Annotated in this window: 4 protein-coding genes; 2 read left to right on the top strand and 2 right to left on the bottom strand. The window is 39.2% G+C overall.

Translation table 11 applies throughout. The annotated features are described in order from the left end of the window. Positions 1 to 166: 166 nt before the first annotated feature. Together LRP81_RS22720 and LRP81_RS22715 are read right to left on the bottom strand one after the other, a co-directional pair. Positions 167 to 1,975 (bottom strand): ABC transporter ATP-binding protein, encoded by a 1,809-nt coding sequence (locus LRP81_RS22720; RefSeq protein ID WP_230505430.1) that lies wholly within the window; start codon positions 1,973 to 1,975, stop codon positions 167 to 169. Further along, positions 1,956 to 3,698: an ABC transporter ATP-binding protein gene (locus tag LRP81_RS22715; protein ID WP_230505428.1), complete on the bottom strand. Its 1,743-nt coding sequence runs from the start codon at positions 3,696 to 3,698 to the stop codon at positions 1,956 to 1,958. The genes LRP81_RS22720 and LRP81_RS22715 overlap by 20 nt, the downstream gene beginning before the upstream one ends. 213 nt (positions 3,699 to 3,911) lie before the next feature. On the opposite strand from LRP81_RS22715, the gene LRP81_RS22710 reads away from it, so the two are divergent. Both LRP81_RS22710 and LRP81_RS22705 read left to right on the top strand, forming a co-directional pair. Continuing rightward, entirely contained in the window at positions 3,912 to 5,402 is a 1,491-nt protein-coding gene (locus LRP81_RS22710) for an amidase family protein (RefSeq protein ID WP_230505426.1), read from the top strand. After that, positions 5,399 to 6,784, top strand: a complete 1,386-nt coding sequence (locus LRP81_RS22705; RefSeq protein ID WP_230505424.1) for a dipeptidase — start codon at positions 5,399 to 5,401, stop codon at positions 6,782 to 6,784. The genes LRP81_RS22710 and LRP81_RS22705 overlap by 4 nt, the downstream gene beginning before the upstream one ends. The last annotated feature ends 193 nt before the right edge of the window (positions 6,785 to 6,977 follow it).

Here is a 6,977-nt window from a genome sequence, read left to right as displayed (position 1 = left end):
CCAATCAACCGCTAGTGTAATCAAAAAGCATATTTTTATACTAAAAAACCGAACATATTTGATCAATCACTCAAATAAGTTCGGTTTTGTCTTAGACTAAAACATTTTTGTCCCAGCCCCTCTTATAATCCAGATAGTCTAATACTCCTAATATATAATTGGCTCTCTATCCAACTTGCTTTTTCAATTGACTGGAAAACAATTCATAGTAAAATCCTTTATCCATTAGCAATTTTTGATGAGAGCCTTTTTCTATGATTCGGCCCTCTTTCAGTACTAAAATTTGATCGGCACTTTGGATCGTATTCAATCTGTGCGCAATAACAAAGCTAGTTCTACCTTCCATCAACCGTTGCAGTGCTTCCTGGATCTTCATCTCAGTAATTGTATCAATGCTACTTGTCGCTTCATCTAATACTAATATAGATGGATTTGCTAGTACTGCACGTGCGATAGATAGAAGCTGCTTTTGTCCTTGGCTAATTCCACTGCCATCCTGTTTCAAATTAAAATCGTATCCTCCAGGCAACTTTCTAATAAAAGAATGGGCATTGGCAAGCTTTGCTGCCTCCTCCACTTCTTCATCTGTTGCATCTAGTCTTCCATAGCGAATATTCTCCCTAATCGTACCTTCAAACAAAAAGGAATCTTGCAGAACAAAGGCCATATGCTTTCGAAGGTTGGAGCGTTTAATACGATATATAGGTTGACCATCTAATAAAATGGTACCGCTGTCCAAATCGTAAAAACGGGAAATCAAGTTAATAATGGTCGTTTTCCCTGCTCCAGTTGGTCCGACAAATGCAACAGTTTCCCCCGCATTTACATGAAAGCTAATATTATTTATTGTTTTTTCATCATCTTCATACGAAAAAGTTGCTTCCCTAAATTCTACTTCTCCCTGTACTTCATCTAATTCTATTGCTTCTGTTTCATCGCTTTCTTCTTCTACTTCATCCATGACATCGAAGACACGTTCCGCACCAGCTACAGCTGATAATAAAGTGTTAAACTGGTTAGCCAAATCGTTCAATGGTCTTGTAAACTGCCGAGAGTATTCGGCAAAAATAACGATTACTCCAATCGTGATGCCTGATTGTGTATTTAATGCTAGTAGACCACCGACACCAGCAATGATGGCAAAGCTTAAGTTATTCAACATGTTCATCAACTTGGGAATAAACCCAGAGTATGTTTGAGCCCAGTACGCCGTCTTTTTCAACTGCAAACTTTTTTCCATGAACTCTTCCATCACTTTCTCTTCTTGAGAAAATGTCTTTACGATTCGTTGTCCAGAAATCGTTTCCTCTATATAGCCATTCAATTCTCCAAGGTTTTTCTGTGTTTGTTTAAATAAAGGACCTGTTCTATTTGTAATCCATTTTAGTCCCAAAAACATGGTAGGTACAATTATTAAAGTAATGGCTGTTAAAAGTGGACTTAAATAAAGCATGACAGATACAGTCCCAAGCAATGTTAAAATACTGGAGAAGATTTGAATGACTGAGCTGTTCAACGTTGAACTGACGTTTTCCATATCATTCGTAACTCTACTCATCATTTCCCCATGCTGCCTTTTATCAAAATACGGAATGGGTAGCTTGTGAAGGTGTTCAAAAAGCTGTGTCCTCATGTTCAGTACGGTATTTTGTGCAATCCCAACCATCCAGTAGTTTTGAAGCCACATGGAAAGAGAATAAAAGATATACACAAAAACAAGGCCAATTAAAATATTTATTAATCCAGAAGCATTTTGCCCTACGATGTAATCATCAATAGCCATCCCCACGATAAATGGCCCTAAAAGTCCAAGTGCCGAGCTTGCTACCACCATTAATAAAACGGCAATTAATAATCCTTTATTCTCTCCAAGATACCCCCAAACCCGTTTGATGGTCCCCCACCAGTCTTTTGCTTTTGGTTTCGGATTTATTTTATTCGCAACTGCTGCACTACTACTTGTAGGCTTCGACATGCTCTGTCACCTCCGCTCCGAATTGTGACTGATAGATTTTCTGATAGAGAGTAGAGTTTTGCAAAAGGTCATTGTGGCATCCTTCTTCAAGTAATCTGCCATCTTCAAGTAAAAGGATTTTATCCGCTTCCATCGCTGTACTTATTTTTTGTGTCACAATAAATGTTGTACACTCATATTTCCTGATTGCAGAAAGTAATTTTGCCTCTGTTTTCAAGTCAAGAGCACTCGTGCTATCATCAAGCATTAATATTTTGGGTTTTCGAACAAGTGCTCTTGCGATGGAAAGTCGTTGTTTCTGACCACCTGATAAATTAACCCCTTTTTGTCCAAGAACCGTCTCATATTTCATTGGAAGTCGGTCAATGGTTTCATGGATTTGTGCATCCTTTGCAACATCAATTATGTCATCAAGTGTTGCTTTCTCTTTCCCCCATGCAATATTATCTTTGACTGAACCGGAGAAAAGTAGCGCTTCTTGTGGAACATATCCAATCTGATTTCGGAGTTTTTTTAACGATAAATCAGTCAGATTCTGACCATCCACTCTAATCTCTCCACTCTCAATATCATAGAGACGAGGAATCAATTGAAATAATGATGATTTCCCAGCACCTGTTGCACCCATAATTGCCACTGTGGATCCTGCCTCAGCACGGAATGAAATATCTTCAAGTACCGGAATTTCGGTATTTGGATAGCGGAAATAGACATGTTGAAAGACAACTTCTCCTTTTGAAACAGTTTTATCTTGATCTACATCCAATTTATCTACTAGATCTACTTCTTCCTCTAAGACATCTGTAATTCTATGTGCAGATGCTTTCGCACGGGCAAATGCCATAATAATAAAAGAAAAGATGGACAGAGCACCAGTAATTCTTGTTGCATAGTTAACAATGGCAACAACCTCTCCTACTTGAGCACCACCATTGTTGACACCGTTACTTCCGAACCAAAGCACTGCTAGGATGCTTCCATTCATTATTAACAAAAGAATTGGCATGGTTACTTCCATGAGGCGAAGTGCTGTTACTGTCTCATCTTTTAATTTTCCCGTAGCATTTCCGAAGCGTTTGATTTCATGGTCTTTACGGAGAAAAGCCTTTATCAACCGAATACCACCAAGGTTTTCACGCATGACATTATTCACACCATCCAGTTTTTCCTGAACACTTTTGAAAAGTTTACCTCCCTTTTTCATTACCCACAAAAGAAAGAAAAACAGGACTGGCACACCTGCTACCAGAAACAAAGCTAACTGCCAATTGACAATTACAGCCATCACTACACCACCGATGACTAGTAAAGGCGCACGTAGCATAATACGCAAGCTCATAAAAACCGTATTTTGTATTTGCGTTACATCATTGGTCATTCTTGTGATCAAAGACGATGTAGGAAATAAATTAAAATTCGCAAAGGAAAACGATTGGATTTTTCCAAACAACCCTTTTCTAATATCAAAACCAAAGCCTTGACTCACATGGGCAGCGAAAAAAGAGTTAATAATTCCTGCTGCAAATGCGATGAATGAAAATAACACCATCACCCCGCCCCATTTTAGGACAGCGTTCATATCACCTGTCATAATTCCTTCATCAATAATTTTTGCCATTAAAAGCGGATGCATAAGCTCCACAACAAGCTCTGTCAGCATTAATAATAAAGCTATTACTACAGCTAGTTTATACGGCTTTAAATATGAAAATATTCTCCCCATCTGACTTTGTCCTCCAAATCATTCACTCTGTTTAGTCTGCGTTGAAAGATAAAAATCTATTTTAAACGCATTTTTATTTCGTTTAGCGAAACGAATATCTTGAATTTTATACATTATCCTATTATCATACCTTTAATACTATGTTTTTTAAATAGTTTGAATTATTATTATAAGTAAAAATAAATCATTTTACTATTAAGGGGGGCTAATAAAATGTTTCAACCAAAGTTAGCTAGCTTAGTCGACGATTGGCTACCATCTGCGTCTATCGATACACTTCAAGAGGCCATGGAAAAAGGTGAAATTTCCTCAAAAGATTTAGTTCTTATGTATCTACATCGAATTAGTCAATATGACAAAAAAGGGCCAAAAATAAATTCAGTACTTGAGGTCAATCCTGATGCAGTGTTTATTGCAGAAGCTCTTGACTTGGAGCGAAAAAGGTCAGGTAAACGAGGTCCATTACACGGCATTCCGATTTTACTGAAGGATAATATTGATACTGGTGATATGATGCACACTAGCGCAGGATCTCTTGCACTTGAGAATCATGTTGCAAAAGAAGATTCCACTGTGGCTAGTCAATTAAGAGAGGCTGGGGCAGTTATTTTAGGAAAAACCAATATGACAGAATGGGCTAACTTTATGACAGAAAACATGCCTAATGGATTCAGCTCGAGAGGTGGACAGGTCCTAAATCCATATGGACCAGGAACATTTGATGTTGGTGGATCAAGCAGTGGTTCCGGTGCAGCCATTGCATCAGGACTTGCCGCAGCAGCTATTGGGACAGAAACATCTGGCTCCATTTTAAGTCCTGCAAGCTCCAATTCTATCGTAGGAATCAAGCCAACTGTTGGCCTGATCAGTCGTAAAGGTATTATCCCTATTTCCTTCAGTCAAGATACTGCTGGACCTATGACAAAAACGGTTCAAGATGCAGCAATCTTACTTAGTGCCCTTACAAAGCAAGATAAGAAGGATATAGCTACATATATCAACCCTGAACCAGGAATTGATTATACCGCTTTCCTTTTAAAAGATGGGTTGAAAGGCAAAAGAATAGGGGTAGCAAAAGACCCTTCTTTTACCTATTTATCCGATGAAGAAGCATTAATGATGGAAGAGGCGATCGCTTCCCTTCGTGACAACGGTGCCATTGTAATAGATTCCGTTGAAATTCCTTTTGCAAAAGAGAAATGGGATTACAATACACTTCTATATGAATTTAAACCTAGCTTGAATGCTTATCTTCACCAAACTGGTCCAACAGTTCCAATCAAAAACCTAAAGGAACTGATAGCATTTAACAAAAGAGACTTTGAAGTGATGCTGCAACATAAGCAGACGGTATTAGAAGAGAGCGAGAGCCTTAGTGGCAAATTAGTAGAAGAAGAATACATCCAAAGTCGTGAAAAAGATATTTATCGTACAAGAGAGGCTGGCATTGATGCCCTAATGGCAGAATACAATCTCGATGCTATTTTAACACCAAACAATTACGGTGCTGGAATCCCAGCCAAAGCAGGGTATCCTTCCATTACGGTGCCAGCTGGATATACAAACGAAGGAAAGCCAGTTGGTGCGACATTTACGGCTAGAGCTTTTGAAGAAAGTACTTTGATTCAAATTGCATATGGTTATGAACAGGCTACTAATCATCGAAAAGCACCTATTCTGAAAGAGAAAGAGGTAAAAGCATGACAACACCAACTATATCGAACTACTTATCGGAGCACCGCGAAAGTCATTTAAATGAACTAAAAGAATTACTTTCCATTCCAAGTGTGAGCGCCTTACCCATGCATAACCAGGATACCATAAGAGCTGCAGAATGGATGGCGGCCTCCTTGAGAAAACTGGGGATGGAGAACGTTACCTTGTACCCGACAAATGGCCAGCCTGTTGTTTATGGAGAATGGTTGAAAGCAACAGATAAACCTACAGTATTAATTTATGGTCATTATGATGTCCAGCCTGTCGATCCTTTGAATTTATGGGATTCAGCTCCTTTTGAGCCTGAAATTCGGGACGAACGTATTTTTGCTCGCGGTGCAAGTGATGATAAAGGACAAACCTTTATGCACATTAAAGCGCTAGAAGCTATCCTTGAAAGCACTGGTTCTCTTCCTTTTAACTTTAAGTTTTGCATTGAAGGGGAAGAAGAAATCGGAAGTCCAAATTTACCACGGTTTGTTTCTGAAAATAAAGATTTACTAGCTGCTGATGTAATTGTCATATCCGATACTTCTATGATGGAAGAAGACAAACCTACAATCTGTTATGGATTAAGAGGAATGTGTGGGTTCCAATTGGATGTGAAAGGACCAAAACGTGACCTTCATTCTGGCCTGTACGGCGGTGCAATAGCAAATCCTATCCATGCAGTGGTGGAACTCTTACAGTCGTTCCGAAATGCAGATGGTGTGATAACTGTAGAAGGTTTTTATGACAAAGTTGCAGTACTCTCAGAAGAAGAAAAGCAAGCATTTAAGGCGCTTGATTTTAATGAGAACGCTATTAAGGATGAGGTCGGTGTCTCAGAATTCTTTGGAGAAAAAGGGTACTCCTTTTATGAAAGAGTCTGGGTAAGGCCTACGTTAGAAGTAAACGGCGTATACGGTGGGTTCCAGGGCGATGGAATCAAAACGGTGTTACCTTCTGAGGCTCATGCTAAAATCACCTGCCGATTAGTCCCTGATCAGGATCCAGACGAAATTCTTGAACTTTTACAAAACCATGTCGCAAAAAACGCACCACCTGGCGTAGAAGTATCTGTTTCACTGTTTGACAAAGGGGCTCCATTTGTCACCCCATTTGATCACCCTGCCATTCAAGCTGCTAGTCGTGCTTACGAAAAGGTCTGGGAAGTACCAACTGCCTTTACGAGAGGAGGGGGCTCTTTGCCAATCGTATCCACTTTGGATGAAGAACTACAGGCACCGATTGTCTTGATGGGCTTCGGTTTACCGTCAGATAACGTACATGCACCTAACGAAAACTTTAAGCTGAAAAACTTTGATAAAGGCTTGTTGACACTTTGCACCTATTGGGATGAGCTATCGGCTGTGATGAATGTAAAATAATAACGCAAAGAGCGCCACTGAGTTGATGTGGCGCTCTTTTTTTATAGTATGCAGGTTATGGTTATAGTTTTTTGGTTCTATAATAAATGTTGGGGTTCCTACACAATTTGAAGACATAAAAAATGCACGTAATCACCCAGTCTAATATACTTGAATTGTCGAGAAACAAGTATAGATTGGAGATACGTGCATA

The sequence above is a fragment of the Sutcliffiella rhizosphaerae genome (assembly GCF_917563925.1).
In the GTDB taxonomy this organism is placed as follows: domain Bacteria; phylum Bacillota; class Bacilli; order Bacillales; family Bacillaceae_I; genus Sutcliffiella_A; species Sutcliffiella_A rhizosphaerae.
The sequence above is the reverse complement of the archived record's forward strand: the minus strand, read 5'-3'. Positions and strand labels throughout refer to the sequence as shown.

Excerpts from the sequence above, each read along its gene's own strand:
- LRP81_RS22720 (WP_230505430.1), bottom strand. The coding sequence starts at position 1,975 with ATGTCGAAGCCTACAAGTAGTAGTGCAGCAGTTGCGAATAAAATAAAT.
- LRP81_RS22715 (WP_230505428.1), bottom strand. The coding sequence starts at position 3,698 with ATGGGGAGAATATTTTCATATTTAAAGCCGTATAAACTAGCTGTAGTA.
- LRP81_RS22710 (WP_230505426.1), top strand. The coding sequence starts at position 3,912 with ATGTTTCAACCAAAGTTAGCTAGCTTAGTCGACGATTGGCTACCATCT.
- LRP81_RS22705 (WP_230505424.1), top strand. The coding sequence starts at position 5,399 with ATGACAACACCAACTATATCGAACTACTTATCGGAGCACCGCGAAAGT.